This is a genomic window from Paenibacillus alkaliterrae (assembly GCF_021532375.1).
In the GTDB taxonomy this organism is placed as follows: Bacteria; Bacillota; Bacilli; order Paenibacillales; family Paenibacillaceae; genus Pristimantibacillus; species Pristimantibacillus alkaliterrae.
This window is the reverse complement of the sequence record NZ_JAKGAP010000014.1, coordinates 48612-66582: the sequence shown is the minus strand read 5'-3', so window position 1 is coordinate 66582 and position 17971 is coordinate 48612. Positions and strand designations below refer to the sequence as shown.

15 protein-coding genes are annotated in these 17971 nt (G+C 53.7%); all 15 read left to right on the top strand.

Annotated elements, in window-relative coordinates:
- Positions 1 to 4: 4 nt before the first annotated feature.
- The 15 genes from fhuB (at position 5) to murA (ending at position 17840) form a co-directional block, all read left to right on the top strand.
- Entirely contained in the window at positions 5 to 2044 is a 2040-nt protein-coding gene (fhuB, locus tag L1N85_RS08090) for a Fe(3+)-hydroxamate ABC transporter permease FhuB (protein ID WP_235236972.1), read from the top strand.
- 120 nt (positions 2045 to 2164) lie between these two features.
- The gene (locus tag L1N85_RS08085) at positions 2165 to 2536 is read left to right on the top strand and encodes an NADH-quinone oxidoreductase subunit A (RefSeq protein WP_235236970.1); all 372 of its coding nucleotides are present in this window, start codon (positions 2165 to 2167) and stop codon (positions 2534 to 2536) included.
- Complete coding sequence (locus tag L1N85_RS08080) at positions 2521 to 3039, top strand: NuoB/complex I 20 kDa subunit family protein (RefSeq protein ID WP_056630949.1); 519 nt, start codon at positions 2521 to 2523, stop codon at positions 3037 to 3039. The genes L1N85_RS08085 and L1N85_RS08080 overlap by 16 nt, the downstream gene beginning before the upstream one ends.
- The gene (locus L1N85_RS08075; protein WP_328285184.1) at positions 3036 to 3704 is read left to right on the top strand and encodes an NADH-quinone oxidoreductase subunit C; all 669 of its coding nucleotides are present in this window, start codon (positions 3036 to 3038) and stop codon (positions 3702 to 3704) included. The genes L1N85_RS08080 and L1N85_RS08075 overlap by 4 nt, the downstream gene beginning before the upstream one ends.
- Before the next feature lie 7 nt (positions 3705 to 3711).
- A complete protein-coding gene (locus L1N85_RS08070; RefSeq protein WP_235236968.1) occupies positions 3712 to 4812 on the top strand; it encodes an NADH-quinone oxidoreductase subunit D in 1101 nt (366 codons plus the stop codon).
- Positions 4812 to 5828 (top strand): NADH-quinone oxidoreductase subunit NuoH, encoded by a 1017-nt coding sequence (nuoH, locus tag L1N85_RS08065; RefSeq protein WP_235236966.1) that lies wholly within the window; start codon positions 4812 to 4814, stop codon positions 5826 to 5828. The genes L1N85_RS08070 and nuoH overlap by 1 nt, the downstream gene beginning before the upstream one ends.
- A gap of 16 nt (positions 5829 to 5844) precedes the next feature.
- A complete protein-coding gene (nuoI, locus tag L1N85_RS08060) occupies positions 5845 to 6294 on the top strand; it encodes an NADH-quinone oxidoreductase subunit NuoI (protein ID WP_235236964.1) in 450 nt (149 codons plus the stop codon).
- Positions 6295 to 6810 (top strand): NADH-quinone oxidoreductase subunit J, encoded by a 516-nt coding sequence (locus tag L1N85_RS08055; RefSeq protein ID WP_235236962.1) that lies wholly within the window; start codon positions 6295 to 6297, stop codon positions 6808 to 6810.
- 3 nt (positions 6811 to 6813) lie between these two features.
- The gene (gene nuoK / locus L1N85_RS08050) at positions 6814 to 7116 is read left to right on the top strand and encodes an NADH-quinone oxidoreductase subunit NuoK (RefSeq protein WP_235236960.1); all 303 of its coding nucleotides are present in this window, start codon (positions 6814 to 6816) and stop codon (positions 7114 to 7116) included.
- A gap of 8 nt (positions 7117 to 7124) precedes the next feature.
- Positions 7125 to 8996: an NADH-quinone oxidoreductase subunit L gene (nuoL, locus tag L1N85_RS08045; protein ID WP_235236958.1), complete on the top strand. Its 1872-nt coding sequence runs from the start codon at positions 7125 to 7127 to the stop codon at positions 8994 to 8996.
- Positions 8993 to 10624 carry a complex I subunit 4 family protein gene (locus L1N85_RS08040; protein WP_235236957.1) on the top strand — a complete coding sequence of 544 codons (1632 nt, stop codon included), beginning with the start codon at positions 8993 to 8995 and terminating at the stop codon, positions 10622 to 10624. The genes nuoL and L1N85_RS08040 overlap by 4 nt, the downstream gene beginning before the upstream one ends.
- Before the next feature lie 3 nt (positions 10625 to 10627).
- Entirely contained in the window at positions 10628 to 12178 is a 1551-nt protein-coding gene (locus L1N85_RS08035) for an NADH-quinone oxidoreductase subunit N (RefSeq protein ID WP_235236955.1), read from the top strand.
- Between the two features lie 490 nt (positions 12179 to 12668).
- Positions 12669 to 15782 carry a S8 family peptidase gene (locus tag L1N85_RS08030; protein WP_235236953.1) on the top strand — a complete coding sequence of 1038 codons (3114 nt, stop codon included), beginning with the start codon at positions 12669 to 12671 and terminating at the stop codon, positions 15780 to 15782.
- 35 nt (positions 15783 to 15817) lie between these two features.
- Positions 15818 to 16084, top strand: a complete 267-nt coding sequence (locus L1N85_RS08025; protein ID WP_235236951.1) for a DUF1146 domain-containing protein — start codon at positions 15818 to 15820, stop codon at positions 16082 to 16084.
- 298 nt (positions 16085 to 16382) lie between these two features.
- The gene (gene murA, locus L1N85_RS08020) at positions 16383 to 17840 is read left to right on the top strand and encodes a UDP-N-acetylglucosamine 1-carboxyvinyltransferase (protein WP_235236949.1); all 1458 of its coding nucleotides are present in this window, start codon (positions 16383 to 16385) and stop codon (positions 17838 to 17840) included.
- Positions 17841 to 17971: the final 131 nt, after the last annotated feature.

Here is a 17971-nt window from a genome sequence, read left to right as displayed (position 1 = left end):
TATCGTGAAAGAAAAACAAACCATGAAGAGCCCTCTGCTGTTATCGGCAGCGGGGCTCCTTCTGCTTATTGTACTTTCAGCGGTTCATCTTACGCAGGGAGAAGCCGATCTTCCGTTAAGCACGGTAATTAATGCTTTGTTTTCCTCCAATCAAGTGATGGAGCATCAAATTTTATACTCGCTCAGGCTGCCGAGAACGGTTATTGGCATCCTGGTCGGCGGCGCTCTAGCCGTAGCGGGGGCGCTCCTGCAGAATGCGACCCGCAATCCGCTTGCTTCTGCCGCCACCTTAGGCATAAATGCCGGCGCTTTTTTTGCATTGACGGTTTGTACGGTCTTCGCACCTGTTCTGGCCAAACAATATCCGCTTATTCTAACATGTCTCGGGGGTGCCTTAGCGGCTATGCTTGCCTTTACGATGGCTGGCGGAGCGAAGGCTTCTCCGGTACGGCTCGCATTATCGGGCATGATCGTGACGATGGCGCTTAGCTCCTTCGTGGCCGCCATTCAATTGTTCTTCGAGCAGGAGACAATGGGATTGTTCGTGTGGGGCTCGGGCTCGCTCGCTCAAAATGGCTGGGACGGCGTCGCCCATGCCTGGCCATGGATTGTTGGCGGCTTGCTCGCTGCTTGCCTGCTGTCCGGCAAGTGGGACCTGATGGAGATGGATGAAGAGACGGTTACCTCGCTCGGTCAGAAAGCATGGCAGCTCAGAATTGCGGGGTTAGCCATCGCGGTGCTTCTGGCGGCGGCAGCGGTCAGCGTAGTCGGGCCTATCGGTTTTGTTGGCCTTATTGCGCCGCATTTGATGCGGATGCTGGGCGCGAAGCGGCATATTGCGCTGCTGCCGACCTCGTTCATATATGGCTCGGTCATCGTTATAGCTGCCGATATCTTGGCGATGCAACTCAAGAGCTCGCTTGGAGCGCTGCCTGCAGGCGCGGTTACGGCATTAATCGGCGGGCCTTGGCTTATCTGGCTTGTGCTGCGAACGGTGAAAGCAAGGCGTGAAGGGACGCCGCAAATGTCCTCCGCCTCCTCAAATACCTTATCTAAGGTTCCTTATCCGGTTTTGGTAACGGGAGCGCTGGTTCTATTGCTCATCGGAATTATTGTCAGCTTAGCCTTCGGCAGCCTTCGGCTTCCGATTGGAGATGTAATGGCGGCCTTATTCGGCGATGGCGAAGCGAATGTCAAACGGATGGTGCTGGACATGCGTTTGCCGCGTACGCTTGTTGCCGCACTAGCCGGTGCTGCGCTTGCGGTGAGCGGCTTGCTGCTGCAAGGCGTCGTCCGCAACCCGCTCGCGGATCCTTCCGTGATCGGTGTAACGGCGGGGGCCAGCGTTGGCGCTATGCTAATTATGGCGGTATTTACCGGCTTATCGGTACAGTGGCTGCCGGCAGGCGCCTTTATCGGAGCGGTGCTGGTGTCGGCCATCGTGTTCTGGCTGGGGAGGAAAAGCGGCTTTCAGCCCGCCGTCGTCGCTCTGCTTGGGCTCGGCGTGTCTGCGGTAGGCGGCGCGATCGTGCAAATACTTGTGATTCGGATGAAAATGACGGTGGCAACGGCGCTTGTTTGGCTCGCAGGCACGACTTACGCGCGGACTTGGGATGATTTCCGGCAGCTGGTTTACTGGCCGATTATATTGCTGCCGATTGCCTGGTATCTAGCGCGGCGGATCGACGTACTGCAGTTTGCGGATGCGACCGTTACGAATCTGGGGCTGAAGGTTGACCGCACAAGGTTATGGATAGGAGGGCTCGGCGTCGCGCTTGCTGCTGCCGCGGTATCCGTTGTCGGGTCGATCGGTTTCGTGGGGCTTATCGCGCCTCATATGACGAGAATGCTCGTAGGTCCGCATTATCGGAAGCTCGTCCCGCTGTCCGCATTGCTGGGAGCGCTGCTGCTCGTACTGGCCGATTTGATCGGACGCTCGTTGTTTGCGCCTAAAGAAATTCCTTCCGGGCTGGTAGCGGCTTTAATAGGAGCGCCGTATTTCATGTGGCTTATGCATCAAGCAAGCAGCAAGAAGAGAGGATAGCTGTCAGCTAAGCGTCTGAACTCCGACATAGACGGCAGTGGTAGCATTTGTTATAATTGTGAGGAAAAAATTGACCAAGCGCCATTGATTCGTACCAATCCAATTGACGGAGGCGATTGTGTGGAAAACTACGCCAATAACTATGTCGTCGTGGCTATTTTTATCGTGCTTGGCATCCTGCTGCCGGTTATTGCATTGACGGTTGGGCGATTGCTCAGGCCGAATAAGCCGACAGAGCTCAAGCAGACCACTTATGAGAGCGGCAATGAGCCGATAGGTGAAGGACAGGTCCGTTTTAATATCCGGTATTATTTGTTTGCGTTAATGTTCGTTATCTTTGATGTAGAAACCGTTTTCTTATATCCGTGGGCCGTTGCGTACAATAAGCTCGGCTTATTTGTGCTCGTTGAGATGCTGATCTTTGCGGGGATGCTGCTTATTGGTCTTCTATATGCCTGGAAGAAGAAGGTGCTCAAATGGAATTCAGTCTAGAGTCGATTTCGATTGAAGAACGCAAAGAACTGGAACGCAACGTATTTATGGGGACGTTGGAGCAATTGAAGGCTTGGGCAAGAAGCAACTCGTTATGGCCGTTAACCTTCGGCCTCGCCTGCTGCGCCATCGAGATGATGGGGACGGGAGCATCGCATTATGATTTGGACCGCTTCGGCGTCATGTTCCGCACCTCGCCGCGTCAGTCCGACGTGATGATCGTGGCCGGTACGGTGACCAAGAAGATGGGGCCGCTTCTGCGCCGGCTGTATGATCAAATGCCGGAGCCGAAATGGGTCATTGCAATGGGGTCTTGCGCCACGGCGGGAGGGCCCTATATTAAATCATACGCGGTTATTAAAGGCGTAGATCAAATTGTGCCTGTAGATGTGTACATTCCAGGCTGTCCCCCTAATCCGGCTGCGCTTATCTACGGTATTAATAAGCTGCAGGAAAAGATCCGCTACGAGGCGAAGACCGGAAAGCGGGTGACCGGCCGATGAGCGAGGAGCGGAAGGAAGAAGGGAAAGCGCTTACGGATGAAGAGGTGGAGGCCGCTCCGCCAGCAGATGCGGAGCGCGAGGCGAAGCTGAAGGCAGCGGCGGAGGCGAGAGCAGCCCGGGCGGCCGCGAAGGAGAAGGCGGATGCTGAGGCGGCGGAAGCTGAACCGCCCAAGCCGAAGCCGCCTTCTCCGAAGCAGCCGGAGCTGGATGCAATCATTGCGCTGCTGAAGCGGGAGGTCGCGGACGAAGCCGTCGAGGATGCGTACGTGAACGAATTGAACGGCGATATGCCGACCGTTATCGTGAATAATACTCATTGGCGCGCCGCTGCTGAGCTGCTGAAGCGGCATAAGCAGCTGCAATTTGATTACTTGCGCAATGTGTCCGGCGTTGATTACGAGACGCATATGGAAGTCGTTTATCATATGGTTTCGCTCAGCAGCAAGCGGGAGGCCGCCGTTAAGGTGAAGACGGAGCGGGAGGACTCCTCGGTCTATTCCGCGACGCCGGTCTGGGCGACCGCCAATTGGAATGAACGCGAAATTTACGACCTGCTGGGTATCGATTTTCCCGGTCATCCCGATTTGCGCCGCATTATGATGCCGGACGATTGGGTCGGCCATCCGCTCCGCAAGGATTATGAACCGTTAGACTCGGAGGTGTAAGCAGCACTTGATCCGTACAGAAGAGCTTCTCTTAAACGTTGGTCCCCAGCATCCGAGCACGCACGGCGTATTTCGAATCGTAGTCAAGCTCGATGGGGAAGTCATCACCGAGGCGACGCCGGTCATGGGTTATTTGCACCGGGGCACCGAGAAGATTGCAGAAAATTTGAATTTTACGCAAATCATTCCTTATACGGACCGTATGGATTATGTCTCGGCCATGACGAACAATTACGTGCTCGTGCATGCGGTTGAAACGATGATGGGACTTGAAGTGCCGCTTAGGGCGGAGTTTCTAAGGCTGATCGTCATGGAGCTTCAGCGTGTTGCCAGCCATCTCGTCTGGTGGGGGACGTATCTGCTCGATATCGGGGCGATGAGCCCGTTTCTGTATGCATTCCGAGACCGGGAGATCATTATCGATTTGTTCAACGAGCTGTGCGGCGCCCGGTTGACCTATAACTACATGCGGGTTGGCGGCGTGAAGTGGGACGCACCCCCGGGCTGGATGGATAAGGTGCGCGATTTCATTCCGTATATGGAGAACAAGCTGCAGGAATACGATAATTTGGTCAGCGGAAACGAGATTTTTCTGGCCCGGATCAAAGGAATCGGTCAGTACGATGCGGCAACGGCGATCGATTACGGCTTGTCGGGTGCGAACCTGCGCTGTACGGGCGTGGATTGGGATTTACGAAAGGCGGAGCCTTACAGCTTATACAACCAATTTGAGTTTGACGTTCCGCTCGGTAAGAAGGGCGATTGCTATGACAGGTATCGAATTCGGATGGAGGAGATTCGCCAAAGCTTGCGAATTTTGAAGCAAGCGTTGCAGCAGTTCCCGGAAGGCGGGGAAACGATGGGCAAGGTGCCAAGAGTTATCCGTCCCCCGGCGGGCGAAGTCTATGTGAGGATCGAGTCGCCGCGCGGCGAGATCGGCTGCCATATCGTGTCCAAGGGGAAGGCGGAGCCGTACCGGCTCAAGTTCCGCAGGCCGTCCTTCGTCAACCTGCAAATTTTGCCGAAGCTGCTGGTCGGCGAAACGATGACGAACCTCATTACGATACTGGGCGGCATCGATATTGTCGTCGGGGAGGTCGATTGCTAATGCCTCCATGGCTCAATGAATCGCTCACATGGGGCAATGCGCTTGTCCTGTTCCTATGGGCGGTCGTCTTTTTGTTCATCGTGCTCGGCTTCGTTACCTATGCGATTTATTTCGAGCGGAAGGTGATCGGCTGGATGCAGCTGCGTATCGGTCCGAACAGGGTCGGTCCGCTGGGACTTTTTCAGACGGTGGCGGATATCCTCAAACTGCTCCTCAAGGAGGATACGATCCCGCGCAAGGCGGATCGGCTGTTGTTTGTGCTGGCTCCAGTGCTCGCCTACATACCGGCCTTCTCCGTGCTGGCGGTGCTTCCTTACACGCAAAAGCTGTATTTTGCCGATTTGAACGTCGGTTTGCTCTATTATGTAGCTCTGTCAGGCATCTCGACACTTGCGATCGTGCTCGGGGGATGGGCGTCCAATAACAAGTACGCGCTTCTTGGCGGTATGCGCTCGGCTGCGCAGATGATCAGCTATGAGGTGCCGCTTGTCATTTCGGTCGTTGGCGTTATTTTGCTGAGCGGCAGCTTGAATTTGAGAGATATCGTTATGGCCCAGGACGGCGGCTGGTTCTGGAACTGGAACTTCCTGCCGCAGATTGTCGGCTTCGCGGTATTCGTCATTGCGGCAGTGTCGGAGCTTAACCGTACGCCCTTCGATCTTCCCGAGGCGGAATCCGAGCTGGTCGCCGGTTATCATGTCGAGTACAGCGGCTTCCGCTTCGCCTTCTTCATGCTGTCGGAATACGTGTACGTGTATGCCATTGCGGCGCTAACGACCGTGCTGTTCCTTGGAGGCTGGCATGCGCCGGCTCCGTTTCTCGATTTTGTGCCGGGGATCATCTGGTTTCTGCTGAAGTTTGCGTTTATCGTATTTTTCTTGTTCTGGATTCGGGCAACCTTTCCGCGCATACGGGTGGACCAGCTCATGAGTCTTGGCTGGAAGGTGCTGCTTCCGGTATCGCTGCTTAACGTATTTTTGACCGCTGCCTATTTGGAGCTGTTTATCAAAAGATAGCAAAGGGGCGAGCTACATGAACGGATTGATAAAAGGACTAGGCGTTACGCTCAAATCGATGATAGAACCTAAAGTGACGACCTCCTATCCCGACGTGCCGTTTGTTATGCCGGACCGGTTCAGGGGCATTCAGCACTTTATTCCGGATTTGTGCATCGTCTGCAACCAATGCGCGCGCATTTGTCCGACCGATTGCATCACGCTGACAGGCAAGCCGAACCCCGACCCGGAGAAAAAAGGGAAGGTTATCGATACATTTGATATTAATTTCGAAATATGTATTTTGTGCGACCTGTGCACCGAGGTGTGTCCGACCGAAGCGATTGTCATGACGAACCATTTTGAGCTGTCGACATTCAGCCGGGATGATTTGTTCAAGGACGCAGAGTGGCTGACGGACAACAATACTCTCGTTCGCGAGGACAATAACAACATCGGGGCGCCGGTCAAAGGGGGCGGCAAGTAGTTGTTCAATATTGATTTTACGGGCGAGTTCGCTGCCTTCTTCGTTTTCTCGGCCATTATGATCAGCGGCGCCGTACTGATGATCAGCTTGGATAAGGTTGTCCATATGGTCATTTCAATGGCGGCCGTGTTTCTTGGCCTGGCGGGGATGTTCGTGCTGCTGGAGGCGGAGTTTGTTGCCTTCGTGCAGGTGCTCATTTATGCGGGAGCGGTATCGATTCTGATGATTTTCGGCATTATGATGACGAAGCATCATGGCGGGGGGCGCGAGCGTGCGAAGCCGCTGCATGAGACGCTCGCCGCCGTTTCGGCGCTAAGCTTGTTCGGCATATTATTTTATGCGATTCGTACGACTGCGTTTCCCGAGCCGCAGCCCTTTCAGGCCGGCGAGGATAATACGATGGCAATCGGAGAGCTGCTGTATACGGGCTATGTCATTCCGTTTGAGCTGCTTTCGGTTCTTTTGACCGTAGCCTTCATAGGGGCAATCGTGCTGGCGAAGAAGGAGGCGGATTAGCGGATGCTTCCATCCTATTTGACTGTGGCGGCCATTTTATTTTGTATCGGGCTATATGGAGCGCTCGTGAAGCGAAACGCGATTATCGTACTGCTGTCGCTTGAGCTGATGCTGAATGCGGTCAATTTGAATTTGGTCGCTTTCTCGAAATACGGCGTTGTCCCGTCGCTGACCGGACAAATTTTCTCGTTATTCACGATAACGGTCGCCGCTGCCGAAGCGGCGATCGGGGTAGCGATTTTGTTTGCGTTGTTCCGCTTGCGCGGGACGGTTAATGTCGACGAATTTGACAAAATGAGGAGGTAGCGCGGCATATGGAAATGTACTCACAGGCGGCTTGGCTCATCCCGCTGTTCCCGCTGGCGGCATTCCTCGTTTTGACTGCGCTTGGCCGCAGCTTCCGCAGAGCGGGCGTCCTGATCGGAACGCTAGGCTCGCTCGCGGCCTTCGTGCTGTCGCTGTTCATTGTCATTGATCGGCTTGATGCCAATACCGTCGATTACAATTATGCCTTCGACTGGATGAAGATCGGCGATTATACGCTGCGGATCGGGTTTGAGGTTACGAATTTGACGGCTATGATGCTGGTCGTCGTAACGCTGGTCAGCTTTCTTGTCAACGTGTACTCTGCCGGCTACATGAAAAACGATGAACGCATTACCGTTTTCTACGGCTATGTATCCTTGTTTACATTCTCGATGCTCGGTCTCGTGCTCTCCGACAATTTATTGTCACTGTATATATTCTGGGAGCTTGTCGGCGTTTGCTCGTTCCTGCTCGTAGGGTTCTGGTACGCGAAGCCGAAGGCGAGGGCAGCCGCAAAAAAAGCGTTTATCGTCACACGCATCGGCGATGCCGGCTTGCTGCTCGGCATTCTGCTGCTGTTCTGGTATATGCCGGGACACGCGCTTGATTTCACGACGATTCAAAGTGTGTTCGACGGGCAATCGGGAGCGATTACGACCGGTATTACAACCTTGATCGCGCTGCTTATTTTTCTAGGCGCAGTCGGCAAATCGGGGCAGTTTCCGCTGCACGTCTGGCTGCCGGACGCGATGGAGGGCCCAACGCCGATAAGCGCGCTCATTCACGCGGCCACGATGGTCGCGGCAGGCGTGTTCCTGATAGCGAGGACGTATGATATTTTTCAAGATTCCGCGGCAGCGATGGAAACCGTCGCGTATATAGGCGGGTTTACGGCTATATTTGCGGCCACGATCGCGCTTGCGCAAAATGATATTAAACGCATTCTGGCCTATTCCACGGTCAGCCAGCTTGGGTATATGATGATGGCGCTTGGCCTCGGCTCGTTGACAGGCGGCGTTTTCCATCTGTTCACGCATGCTTTCTTCAAAGCGCTGCTGTTCCTAGGGGCAGGCAGCATCATCCATGCGGTACATACGCAAAACATTCATGAAATGGGCGGGCTCGGCGCGAAAATGAAGGTGACCGCCTGGACGTTCGCGATTGGCGCGCTTGCCTTGTCGGGCATTCCGCCGTTATCCGGCTTCTGGTCGAAGGATATGATTCTGACGGCCGCGTTTGAGACGAATCCGCTGTTGTTTTTCGTAGGCTTGGCGGCGGCCTTCTGCACGGCGCTGTATATGTCGAGGCTGTTCTTCCTCGTCTTTACGGGCAAGCCCGGCGCAGCCTCTTCCGGCGCGCAAGAGTCGCCGGTGACGATGACGCTGCCGCTGGTTGTGCTTGCGGTGCCGGCCGTTGCGGCGGGCTTCGTCGAGACGCCGTGGAACGGTTGGTTCGGCTCCTGGCTGAGCGGAGAAGCCGAAGCCGCTCACGGCAGCGGCGTCGCCATCGTCGCTTCGATTGCGGTCGGCCTGCTCGGCATCTATGTCGGCTGGCTTGTTTATGGAAAAGGGAGCGTTAGCCGAACGGCGCTTGCTGATCGGGTCCCATGGCTGGTGAAGCTGCTGGAGCGAAGCTATTATGTTGATGAGCTGTATGCTGTGTTCGTCGTGAAGCCGCTTAAGCTGCTGGGCGCTATATTAATCGTTATAGACGAGTACGTCATTGGCGGTCTCGTTAGGTTAACGGGGATTGCGACGGTGTCTGCCGGAAGGCTGGCGGCCAGACTGCAGAACGGTCAGGTGCAAACGTATAGTTTAGCAGCCGTTATCGGCTTTGTCATTATTGTAATCGCCCTTGTCGGAAGGAGGTTCCTGCCATGAGCATCCTGAATGGCCTCCCGATTTTGTCGTTTATTTTGTTATCGCCGCTGGTCGGCCTTCTCGTCATCCTCTTGCTCCCGAAGGAACGGAGCAGCTGGATGAAGACGGCTGCCATCCTAACGACGCTCGTACCGCTGGCCCTATCCTTATGGCTTTACGCCGGCTATGACAAGCAGCAGGGAGGAGCCGGCTACGAGGAGCAGCTTAGCTGGGTGGAAGTGCCGCTTAACAAGGAGTTCCAAAACGGCGTTGCCGAATTTGTATTCAAGTTCCAATACTCGCTTGGAATAGACGGAATTTCGCTGCCGCTCGTACTGCTGACGGCGCTTGTGACAGCGATGGCGGCGCTCGCCGCGTTCCATATCAAGAAACGCTGGAAGTCGTTTTTTGTTTGGTTTTTGTTATTAGAAGCGGGCATGCTTGGTGTATTTCTTGCCCAGGACGTGTTCCTGTTCTTTGTCTTCTTCGAAGTGACGCTGGTTGCGATGTATTTCCTGATTGGCATTTGGGGCTACTTCCATCGCGAGCGCGCGGCCAATCAGTTTTTGCTGTATAACGGGATAGGCTCGGCGATCATGCTGCTTGCCTTCGTCCTGCTGGTCAATACGGCAGGCTTCCGAATCGAGCAGGCCGGGGAGCAGGCCAGCTTTATTTACAGCGGGAGCTATGCGGATATTTTACGCAATATGACCGATCCTGCCGCATGGGTGAATATGTCACCCGAGCAGCTAGGGGGGATTAACCCGTTTCAAATGACGGAAACGATGCAATGGGTGCTCTTTATTATGCTGCTCGTTGCGTTCGGAATTAAACTGCCGATATTTCCCTTCCACACTTGGATGCTGAAGGTGCATACGGAAGCGCCGCCGGCAGTCGTGATGATCCATTCCGGCGTGCTGCTCAAGATGGGCGCTTACGGCTTGCTGCGGTTTGGCGTCCTGCTCTTTCCGGAGCAGGCGCGCGAATGGGCAGTCGTGCTGGCGGCGCTCGGCGTCATCAATATTTTGTACGGGGCGCTGCTTGCCTTCAGGCAGCAAGAGTTTAAGCTGGTGCTCGCGTACTCCTCAATAAGTCATATGGGCATCGTGCTGCTCGGTCTGGCTGCTTTTAACGAGCTTGGCATGCAGGGCGCGCTGTTCCAGCTCGTATCGCATGGTTTAATTTCCGCGCTCCTATTTTTAATCGTGGGCAGCATACACGAGCGGACGGGAACTACGGAGTTGTCCGAGCTCGGAGGCTTGGCTCGATCGATGCCGTTCATAAGCGGCGTGCTGCTGACCGCGGGCCTAGCTTCGTTAGGCCTGCCGGGCTTGTCCGGCTTCATCGGGGAGTTTCTCGCGTTTCTCGGTTTATTTGAATCCATGCGCTGGCTGACGGCGGCGGGCGTGCTCGGCATTATTTTGACGGCGGTCTATGTGCTGCGTGCGGTACTGAAGATTACATTCGGCACACAGCCGGAGAAGTACGGTGCGCTGAAGGATGCGAGACTCATCGAAGCAATTCCGATGATCGTGCTGCTGGCATTCATCCTGCTGCTCGGCTGTTACCCGTCGTTGCTGACGGATACGGTGCAAAATAGTGTCGGCACCCTATTCGAACCATTATTTGCAACAAGGGCGGGGGGATAGACCATGTACGAAGGCGTTTCGTTTATACCCATGACATGGACGGATATGCTTTACCTGGCCCCGGAGCTGTCACTTGCCGTTATTTTTCTGCTGCTGATCGTGCTGGATTTGTTTTTGCCCAAGCGTGTCAGCAGACTATCGATCGGTTGGTTGACGTTCGCAGGTCTGCTCGTATCGTTAGGGCTGGTCATATGGCGTATAGCGGATATGAATCAGGCCGGGGCTGAGGCGGAAGCGATTCATCTGCTCAGTAACAGCTATCGAATCGATGATTTTGGCAGCCTGCTGAAAATCGTATTTTTAACGGGTACGGCGCTGATCGTGCTGCTCGGACTTGGCTCGGTGCGTGAGGATGAGGCTATAACGGATAAGGGCGAGTTTTTTTACTTGCTGCTGCCTGCCGTTATTGGGGCGATGATCCTGTCCTCCTCCGGCAATTTGATTACATTGTACATCGGGCTCGAGCTGCTCAGCCTGACCAGCTATGTGCTCGTTGGCATGAGGCGCAAATCATCCTTATCCGCCGAAGCGGCATTTAAATATTTGGTGACAGGCGGCATATCCTCGGCATTTGTGCTGTTCGGAATGTCATATATCTACGGCGTGACGGGCTCGGTGGACCTTGCCGTTATTGCCGCGGCGCTCCCGGGAGCTATCGTAAATTTCAAAGCGCTGGTGTATGTCGGATACTTCTTCATGCTGGCAGGTTTCGGTATTAAAATCGCCGCGGCACCTTTTCACGCATGGGCGCCGGATGTGTATCAGGGAGCCCCTTCGCCAGTGTCCGCATTCCTCGCGGTCATCGCCAAGGGAGCTGCGCTTGCGGTCTTGTTCAGAGTCACTTTCAATACTTTGCTTATCGCCGCAAATGGCGGAGACGCAACCGTTTCGGACGATATCTTCTTTGCCTTGCTGGTGCTGGCTGCCGCAGCTATGCTAGCAGGTACGGCAACGGCGTTAAGACAGAAGAACGCTAAGCGCTTGCTTGCCTTGTCGGGCGTGGCGAACGCGGGTTATATGCTCGTACCGATCGGGATTTCCATAACGGTCGTCCATAGCAGCAACTTTTCGGAATTTGTTTATTATTTGGTCGCTTACTTATTCATGACGGTTGGGGCGTTCGCGGTGCTTACGGTTGTTAGCCGAGCAGCGGGGCATGAAGAGCTGAAGGCTTTCTCCGGCATGTATTACCGGGCGCCATGGACGGCCGCTGCGATGGTCGTGTTCGTCTTATCACTGGCGGGCTTGCCGGTTTCCGGCGGATTTTTCGGAAAGCTGTTTATATTGCTGGGAGCAGCGAACGCGAAGGCTTATTGGCTGGTCGCAATCATAGTCGTGAGCAGCGTCATCTCTTATTACTTCTACTTTGGCCTTGTGCGTCAAATGTTTATGCGAAGCGGAAGCGATGATCGCGAGCTTCGGGTATCCGGCGCTGCCGGGGTCGTCATCTGGTTATGCGCTATTGTAACCATTGCTCTCGGTCTATTCCCTGGCCCGCTCATGAGCGGGATCGATGCGGTCTTCTCGATACGTTACGATTTGCTGTTCGGGTAGAGTAAAGCTGAATTATAGTCATATAGATCAGAGCCGTTTTTTAAAAGAGAGTGCTGTTACTCTTGCTCCCGAAGCTCTTTTTTTCGGAGGTGAGAGTTTACGGCACTTTTTTGCGCGATTAGGGAATTCGTTGTTTCGTAATCGGTTTTTTTGGGTAAAAGTGCAGGGGGAGATAGGTCTTTCGTCCTTTTATGCTTGTAAAACAAGGGAATTGCTAGCTGCGGATCGAACATTACTAGATGATATTTTATGGTCTGCTGCTAGTTTTGTTGTTCTTTGCTTCACTATCCCTTTAGCTCAGGCGACGACACTTTACTCCATCTGAGCTTAGGGGATAGCGAATCAAAGGGGACTAGGGACCAAGAGAAGATTTATTTCGGAGTATACGCATGGGCATGGGTAATGAAAGTATAACCAATATGATATATAAAGGCAGAATGCGATGATAAATCGAAATGCGATGATAAATCGAAATGCGATGATAAATCGAATGCGAGTAAAAATGAATCAGCAGACGCAGGGGGATCGCCGGCAGACATCGCCGGCGAAAACGAGCAAGCGTATAACTGCCGCGCTGCTCGATAAAGCGAAGCGCCTGCTCGAGCAAGCTAGCGCGCCGATCCGCGCGCTTGCCGGCCGTCAGCAGCATCACCGCGCGCTGCTCGTGCTGCTGCTGGGGTGCGTCGCCCTGGCGGGCGTTAATCCCGCCGGGCTCGCGCCGGCAGCATCGCCTTCGGCGCCCGCGGCTGCGGCCGCCGCTGGCGAAGGGGTGGAGCAGCCGCAGAGCTGGCTGCTCAAGTGGCGTGACCCCGCGCTGGCAAGCGAGCTGCGCGGGACGGAAGTGCTCCGCCGCCAGGATGAGGCGGCGGTGCTGCTCGTGCGTCCGGCCGCTGCTGGCGCGGACGTGCAAGAGTGGCTGCGCCGGCTGCGAAGCATGCCGGGCGTGGAATATGTGCACCCGAATTACGGGGTGCACATCTTGGCTATGCCTGCCGGCGCGGACGAGACCGCTCCGGCAGGCGCAAAGCAGGGCGCTGCCGCGAACGGTACGCCGCAGCAAGCCCCATTCTCAGCCGAAGCTTCGCCTCTTCGGCAGGAAGCGGCTGTCGCAGCGGCAGCCGCGCCGGCGAAAGCCAATGATCCTGAGCTGCCGAAGCAGACGTACCTCAGCCAGATCGGCGCGCCCAAAGCATGGGAGACCGTCCGTGATCAAACGAAGCTTACGATCGCGATCGTAGATACGGGCGTCGACCTCGATCATCCGGATCTAAAGGCCAATCTCGTTCCCGGTATCAATCTGGTTAATCCGAATGAACCGCCCGATGATGACAACGGACATGGAACGAGCGTTGCGGGGGTTATAGGTGCGGTCGGCAACAACGGGTTAGGCGTATCGGGTATCGTATGGAATGCGAAAATCATGCCGATCAAAGCGCTTGATCATCGAGGGGACGGGACGGAGCAGGAACTTGGCGAAGCGATATTATACGCGGTTCGCAGCGGTGCAAACATTGTCGTGCTGTCCGTTGGCCTGCATCGTTATTCGCCCTATATGCTGGATATCGTCAAGTATGCAGAAAACAAGGGAGTGCTGCTCGTAGCTGCGGCTGGTAATGATGGCCTGACCTTAGGAGCGAAGGCGGCGGTGAAATATCCGGCTGCTTATCCGACCGTTCTTGCCGTCGGAGGCGTCAAGCCTAATAATACGGTTGATCCGCGCTCGAACCCGGGCAGCGAGCTTGATCTCATTGCCCCTTGGCATGTGTTTACAACGGCGATCGGCGGTTTATATAAGAAAGAAGAAGGAACCTCCATGGCTGCTCCTCAGGCAGCCGCGGCTGCGGCATTGGTATGGGCGCGGTACCCTGCGTTGAAGCCCTTTCAAATCCGTGAGCTGCTGCGTCAAACGGCCAAGGATATCGGCACAGCCGGAGCCGACAGCGACTCTGGCTATGGGGTGCTCCAGATTGATCAAGCTGTGAACACCAGCCTGAAGGCGGATGGCTTCGAGCCGAACAACAGCATGAAGACAGCGGTGCGCTTCCCTCTGAATACTCAGCTGTCAGCCATGCTGGATGGCACATCGGATCAGGATTGGTACCGAATTGATGTGCCGTATGATGGAACGCTTACGATTCACTATGAGGGACTTATAGCAAGCGGAAAGGTCGTTCCCCCAGTGAGGACGACGCTTTATACGAACGGCACTCGAAAAAGCTCAATCGACACGAAGCTCGCCAGCAGGTCTATCGATTTTAGCGTCAATAAGGGCCTGCATCTCATTAGACTGGAGCTCATCAACCAGAGCGGCGACGAACAACTTCCTTACAAGCTTACGTCGACTTTTACCATGAATGCGGATGAATACGAAAAAAACGATAAGTCCTACGAAGCGTTTACGCTCCAGCCCCGTTCACAGTCGATTACCGGGAACTTTCACCAAACGGCCGATCGGGATTGGTTCGCCGTTACGTTTAAGCAAAGCGGGAAGCTTAGTCTGTCTTTGAGCACGGATACGGCCCGCATCGATCCTGGTCTTGCCCTGCAAAAAGCAGGTCAGCAGCTTCTGGTGTATGATGACGAAGGAGAAGGGGAGACTGAGCAATCTCCAGTCATAACTGTGACTCCGGGGAAATATTATATTCGTGTTCATAATGCAATCTCCTCGGATGCTAGTCCGACAGCCGGCACCTATGTGCTTAAGATGGATTACACGCCAAAATATGATGACCCAAATGAACCGAACGATAAATCGTATGAGGCGTTCATGGTCAATCCGGGAACAGAGTATCTTGGCGTCATTGGAAGCTACAGCGACATCGATTGGTTTCAGTTTCGGCTCACGAGCCCGAGCATCGTCAGCGTAGCCGTGAACGGCGTTCCAACGGATCGTGATCTGAATTTAGCGGTGTATGATAAACGCATGAAACAGCTGACCAAATCGAATACAGGCTCCAGCGGAAAGCTGCAGTCGAAAGAGCAGCTGCTGCAGCCTGACGTGTATTACGTAAAACTGACGGCTGACGCTCCTTTCGACAAGCAATACTATCGTCTGAAAATAAAATCTGAGGAACTGGTAGCCGGCTTTCGTGATATTAAAAGCCATTGGGCAGAGCGTGAAATTGTAGATTTAAACAAAAGGGGCATTGTTAATGGAGCCGGCAGTTATCGTTTTGAGCCAAAGCGTGCCATTACACGAGCAGAAGCGGTTGCTATGGTCGTAAAAGCATTCAAGCCAATTTCTGAAAAGGGCCAAACGAAGAGCTTCAAGGATGTGCCGTCGACCCATTGGGCTTCTGATGCGGTCAAGAAGGCTGTCCGGCAAGGCTGGATCAAAGGGTTCCCGGACGGCACCTTCAAGCCGGATCAGCCGATTACGCGCACGGAGATGGCATTCATCATCGGCTATGCCGATGGCGTACAACCCAGAATGCCGGCTGTGGACCCGTTTGATGACGTATCTCGAGGGGACTGGTCTGCACCAATGCTGTTTGCGATGAAGCTAAGCGGTAAAATCGAAGGCGTACAATCCAACCTGTATATGCCGAAGCAGCCGGCAAGCCGAGCGGACTTCACTGTACTGCTGCATCGTATTCGTATTTGATAATGTTTTTGTAAAGAGTATGCGGAGGAGAATTCATGAGCATCGAAAATGAGTTATACAACAATCTTCAAAATTATACCGGAATGACCGGTCTGTTCTCCATTGTCATTGTCATTCTATGCATTATATTCGTCTGGGTAGTTTTGCAAGAGGTGAAATGGGATGCTTTTTTCCGTTTTCCGCGAAGCCCGAAGGCCCGTTTTTTTCAAGTTATTATCGCCATCATTTTAGGTCATTTGCTGGCCAAGTTTATGTTGGAATATTGGGGTTATACTTTACTTCTCAGAGGCTTTGTCGAATAACAAAAGCGAAATATGTCAACAATGGGTAATACATGACGGTACGAAAATGCAATAGGCTTACGAATAGGTATGTATTAGTGCCTATATTGAATTGGAAACGCAGTTTTATCCCGGAAAATTCTGTATTTTAGATGAAAAAGCATGAAAATGACGAATAAAGCGCATGCAAAAAGTGGAAACAATTTAACGCTTGTCGATTTGTGTAATTGAGTGATAAGATGAGTTTTGGGTAAAATGTTTGATTCCAGATTATTCACGAATAGGAAATAGAAATTGCAGTTCGCGGAGGGACCAAAAGATGACCAAAATTATCGTCCGCGGAGGCCAGCGTCTGAAGGGAACGGTCCGTGTCAGCGGAGCAAAAAATGCAGTACTCCCCATTCTAGCGGCCTCATTATTGGCGACAGAAGGAGACAGCGTCATCTGTGACGTACCCCTCCTCGACGACGTTATGACGATCCAGAAGGTGCTTGCCTCATTAGGCGCACAATTAACTTATAACAATGAAACGATGCGTATATCCGCTCCGGTTATTTCGTCTTACGAAGCACCTTACGAGCTCATTCGTAAAATGCGGGCATCCTTCCTCGTGATGGGACCGCTTCTGGCGCGCGTGGGCAGGGTCCGGATTTCATTACCGGGCGGCTGCGCAATCGGCACCAGGCCAATTGATCAGCATTTGAAGGGGTTCGAGGCGATGGGAGCGGAAATTACGCTTGGCCACGGATTCATCGAAGCAAGCGTAAAAACGCGTCTCAAGGGTGCAAAAATTTATTTGGATGTAGCGAGCGTCGGCGCGACGGAAAATATTATGATGGCAGCCGCTTTGGCGGATGGCACGACAATACTCGAGAATGCGGCTAAAGAGCCTGAAATTGTTGATTTAGCGAACTACATCAACGCAATGGGCGGCAAAGTTCGCGGCGCGGGTACGGGCGTCATTCGCATTGAAGGGGTTGACCGGATGCATGGTGCGGGGCATAATGTCATCCCGGATCGTGTTGAAGCCGGTACATATATGATTGCTGCTGCTATTACGGGCGGAGATGTATTTGTAGAAGGCGCCATTGCCGATCATTTGACCCCGGTAATTTCGAAGCTCCAAGAAATGGGCGTCGAGATTACGGAGAGCGACAACGGTCTTCGCGTACGCTCAAGCAGCGTTTTGAAATCGGTCGATGTCAAAACGCTTCCGCACCCAGGCTTTCCAACGGATATGCAGTCTCAAATGATGGCGCTGCTGCTCGTATCCGAGGGAACGAGCGTCGTTACCGAAACGGTGTTCGAGAACCGTTTCATGCATGTCGAAGAGTTTCAGAAAATGAATGCGCAAATCAAGGTCGATGGACGTACGGCGATTGTAAACGGTGGAATGCCGTTAACTGGAGCCAAAGTGTGCGCAACCGATTTGCGTGCAGGCGCGGCGCTTATTTGTGCGGCATTGCGTGCCGATGGCGAGACAGAAGTAACTGGCCTTCACCATGTTGATCGCGGCTACGTCGATATAACAGGAAAGTTGGCCTCGCTTGGCGCAATTATTCGTCGCGTCGAGACGGAAAGCGAGAATGCCCCTGCATTTCCTGCAGCTACGTCCGCAGTTATGCCGGCCGCAGCAACAGGCTTCGCGTCGCTTCCAGCACGTGAGATCACTCCTGTGGCAGCCATATCGGCAGCATCCTCTGAAGGTGAAGCGGCAGCATCCTTCAAGCGTGAGAAAGAGATAGCCGTATTAACGGTGCAGCCGACCTGGGCTTAATCGCCATACAATAGGATGAAGAAGCTGTTTCAAATAAGTCAAACTTGGCTTATCTGAAACAGCTTTTTTGGTTGCTCCTTGTTTATCTTGTGTTATGATGATAGGGATTTAGCTATAATAGATTGCAATAC

What these genes read in the sequence shown, in the direction of transcription:
- nuoL (WP_235236958.1), top strand. Translation starts at nt 7,125, where the DNA reads ATGGAAATGTACTCACAGGCGGCTTGGCTCATCCCGCTGTTCCCGCTG.
- L1N85_RS08030 (WP_235236953.1), top strand. Translation starts at nt 12,669, where the DNA reads ATGCGAGTAAAAATGAATCAGCAGACGCAGGGGGATCGCCGGCAGACA.
- nuoK (WP_235236960.1), top strand. Translation starts at nt 6,814, where the DNA reads ATGCTTCCATCCTATTTGACTGTGGCGGCCATTTTATTTTGTATCGGG.
- murA (WP_235236949.1), top strand. Translation starts at nt 16,383, where the DNA reads ATGACCAAAATTATCGTCCGCGGAGGCCAGCGTCTGAAGGGAACGGTC.
- L1N85_RS08075 (WP_328285184.1), top strand. Translation starts at nt 3,036, where the DNA reads ATGAGCGAGGAGCGGAAGGAAGAAGGGAAAGCGCTTACGGATGAAGAG.
- L1N85_RS08040 (WP_235236957.1), top strand. Translation starts at nt 8,993, where the DNA reads ATGAGCATCCTGAATGGCCTCCCGATTTTGTCGTTTATTTTGTTATCG.
- L1N85_RS08025 (WP_235236951.1), top strand. Translation starts at nt 15,818, where the DNA reads ATGAGCATCGAAAATGAGTTATACAACAATCTTCAAAATTATACCGGA.
- L1N85_RS08080 (WP_056630949.1), top strand. Translation starts at nt 2,521, where the DNA reads ATGGAATTCAGTCTAGAGTCGATTTCGATTGAAGAACGCAAAGAACTG.
- nuoI (WP_235236964.1), top strand. Translation starts at nt 5,845, where the DNA reads ATGAACGGATTGATAAAAGGACTAGGCGTTACGCTCAAATCGATGATA.
- nuoH (WP_235236966.1), top strand. Translation starts at nt 4,812, where the DNA reads ATGCCTCCATGGCTCAATGAATCGCTCACATGGGGCAATGCGCTTGTC.
- L1N85_RS08035 (WP_235236955.1), top strand. Translation starts at nt 10,628, where the DNA reads ATGTACGAAGGCGTTTCGTTTATACCCATGACATGGACGGATATGCTT.